This is a genomic window from Streptomyces sp. NPDC001204, from assembly GCF_053598035.1.
The window spans coordinates 1-3501 of sequence record NZ_JBSFJL010000079.1 but is presented as its reverse complement, the minus strand read 5'-3'; the positions used below and the strand labels follow the sequence as shown (position 1 = coordinate 3501).

At 71.7% G+C, this 3501-nt stretch carries 1 protein-coding gene; it reads right to left on the bottom strand.

The genetic code is table 11. The features are described 5' to 3' along the window. On the bottom strand, nucleotides 1-3501 hold a 3501-nt coding region (locus ACWC91_RS41355), incomplete at both ends, for a condensation domain-containing protein (RefSeq protein WP_450644974.1).

Below are 3501 nucleotides of genomic sequence, written 5' to 3'. Positions count from 1 at the left end.
TCGCGTTCCACGGACGCGCCGAACAGTTGCGGGAACGTCACCGGCAGCACGTCATCGCGCGCCGTGTCGTTCCACTCCACCAGCACCCGATGCCGTTCCTCGGGGGACAGCAGTTCCGCGGTGTCGACAGCCCGGTCCGGGTCGGCCGCGAACTGACCGATCAACCCGACCAGCCAGTCCATCCAGCGCACCATCTCGGCGCGCTCGAACAGCTCGCTCCGGTACTCGAACTTCAGCAGCAGTTCCCTGGTCGGAACGGCGATCAGCGAGATCGGGTAGTGGTTCGCGTCCCGCGCCTCCAGGCCGGTGATCCGCTGGCCCTCGGTGGGCTTGCCGAGCGTGCCGGTGTCCATCGGGTAGTTCTCGGTGACGGTGAGGGTGTCGAAGAGCTGGTCGACACCCTGGGCACGCAGGATGTCCGGAAGCCCGAGGTACTGGTGGCCCATCAGCTCGGTCTGCCGGCTCTGAAGATGGCCAAGGAGTTCCGCCCACGACTCGCCGGGCCGCACCCGGACGCGTACCGGCAGGGTGTTGATGAACAGGCCGACCATGTTCTCGACACCGGCGATCTCCGGCGGACGGCCGGAGACCGTGCCGCCGAAGACGACGTCGTCGCGCCCGGTCAGCCGTCCCAGCAGAACACCCCAGGTCGCCTGGACCACGGTGTTGAGCGTGACGCCGCAGCGCCGGGCCGCCGCGTTCAGCGCGGTGGTCAGCTCCTCGGGCACGCGGAACAGCAGCTCGTCCGGCACGGTCGCCCGGCGGCCGGAGTCCTCAGCCGCGATCAGCGTCGGCTCGCTCACGCCTTCGAGGACCCGCTGCCACGCGGCGAGCGCGCTCGCGCGGTCCTGCCGGCCGAGCCAGGACAGGTACTCCCGGTAGGGAGTGGGCGCGGGCAGGACACCGCCCGCGTACAGCACGAACAGATCGCGCATCACCAGCGGCGCGGACCAGCCGTCCAGCAGGATGTGATGCGTGGTGAGGACGAACCGGCAGCGGTTCTCGCCCAGTTGGACGAGAGTGAACCGGAACAGCGGCGGCCGTTCCACCTCGAACCGGTCCACTCGGTCGGCGGCCATGAACGCGGCCAGCTCGGCGTCCCGCTCCTCGGCTGCCAGTCCGCTGAGGTCCACCTCCCGCCACGGCAGCTCCACCCCGCGCCGCACCACCTGCACGGGTCGGTCCAGGCCCTGCTGCCGGAACGCGGCCCGCAGGTTGGCGTGCCGGTGCAGCAAACCGGCCGCGGCCTCGCGGAGCCTGGGGGCGTCCAGGCCGCCCTCGACGTCCACGGCGATCTGGATGTTGTAGACGTCGGGGGAGTTCTCGTCGAACTGGGCGTGGAAGAGCAGGCCCTCCTGCAAGGGAGTGAGCGGCAGTACGTCTTCGAGCTCCTCCGGGTCGGCCGCCTCCACCATGTCGATCTGGGCCTGGGTCAGCGGCACCAGCGGGAGGTCGGAGGGGCTGTGGCCACCGGCCGAGGGGCGCGCCACATGGGCGACCAGAGCGCCGAGCGCCTCGAACCAGGTCTCGGCGAGCTCGCGCACCTCCTCCTCGGTGAACAGCGCGTCCGCCCAGGACCAGACGGCGATCAGCCGGGGGCCGTCCGCGCGGTCCTGGGTCTGCGCGTTCAGGTCGATGCTGTGGCTCAGCGGTACGTCGGTGTCGCCGCCACCGCCGAGTCCGCCGGACTCCGGGGCCGGGCTCCACTCCTCCGGCGTGGCCTGCGTCGCCTCCTCCGCGATGGCGAACCGGCCCAGGTAGTTGAAACCGATCTGCGGCTTGGGCAGGCCCGCGAGCATCATGCTGGTCTGCGGGTTGAGGTAGCGCAGCAGGCCGTACCCGATGCCGTTCTCCGGCAGCCTGCGCAACTGCTCCTTGACCTCCTTCAGGGCCCGTCCGGCCGAGGGACCCCCGGCGCAGAACTCGCTCCAGTCCAGCGGGCCCGGGTCGACCCGGACCGGGAAGAGGCTGGTCAGCCAGCCGACGGTGCGGTGCAGGTCGACGCCGTCGACGATCTCCTCGCGGCCGTGGCCCTCGAGGTCGATCAGCACGCCCGTGTGGTCGCCGCGACCGTGGGTCTGCCGCCACCGCGCCACCGCCGCGCCGAACGCGGTGAGCAGGACGTCGTTGACCCGGGCGTGGAACGCGGCCGGCACGGTGGTCAGCAGCGCCGCGGTCAGGTCGGTGGGCAGGACCAGCGACATCGTGCGCGCGGTCGCGGTGATGTCCCGTCGCGGGTCGAGCGGTTGGGGGGTCAGCAGCGGGTCGGACTCGCCGAGCACGTCCAGCCAGGTCTCCAGCTCCCCGACCCGCTCGGCGTCCTGCGCGGCCTCGGTCAGCCGCTGGGCCCAGGTGCGCAGCGAGGTGCCCACCGGCGCCAGTTCCGGTGTCCGGCCGGCCGCCACCTCGGCCCAGGCCTGGGCCAGGTCGGGCAGCAGGATCCGCCAGGAGACACCGTCCACGACCAGGTGGTGCACGACCAGCAGCAGCCGGCCGGGAGCGGAGGGCCCCGCGTCGAACCACACCGCCTGCACCATCGCGCCGGTCTCCGGGTCGAGCCGGTCCCAGGCCGCCTGGACGTGCTCACCGATACGGGTGTTGGTCTCCTCGCGGCCCAGACCGGTGACGTCCACCCGGTGGACGCAGTCGGCGGCGCGCAGTTCACCGCGGGGCGGTATGTCCAGGTTCCAGATCAGCCCGCCGGTGCGGCGCAGCCGCATCCGCAGCGCGTCATGGTGGTCGAGCACCGTCTGGAGGGCGGTTTCCAGGCGCTTCAGGCCGAGTTCGGCCGGGACGACCACCATCATGGTCTGGTTGAAGCGCCGGATCGGGCCGCCACGCTCCCGCATCCAGTGGATGATCGGGAGCAGCGGCACGGAGCCGACGCCGTCGGTGTCCCCGCGGCTGGCGGAGGACGTCCCGACGCCGCCGGCGGCAGCCGCGAGCCGGGCGACGGTCTTGTGCTCGAACACGTCCCGCGCGGTGAACTCGACGCCGGCCGCGCGCGCTCGGCTGACCAGCTTGATGGAGACGATGCTGTCGCCGCCGAGGTCGAAGAAGCTGTCGTCGATCCCGGCCTCGGACAGGCCGAGCACCTCGGCGAACAGCCCGCACAGGATCCTCTCGGTCTCGTCACGCGGCTCCCGGCTGCCCTCTGAGGAGGTGAACTCGGGGGCGGGCAGGGCCTTGCGATCCAGCTTGCCGTGTGGGGTGAGCGGCAGCTTGTCGAGCACGACGAACGCGGCGGGCATCATGTGGTCGGGCAGGGTGGCGCTCACGAGTTCCCGCAGCCGTGCGGTGTCGATCCCGGAGCCGGAGGCGGGCACCAGGTAGGCGACGAGCTGCTTGCGGTGCTCGTCGTCCTCCCGCGCGTTCACCACCGCCTGGGCTACGGCGGGGTCCTCGGCGAGTACGGTCTCGATCTCGCCGAGTTCGATGCGGAAGCCGCGGATCTTGACTTGTTCGTCGGCGCGTCCGGTGAACTCCAGGGTGCCGTCGGGG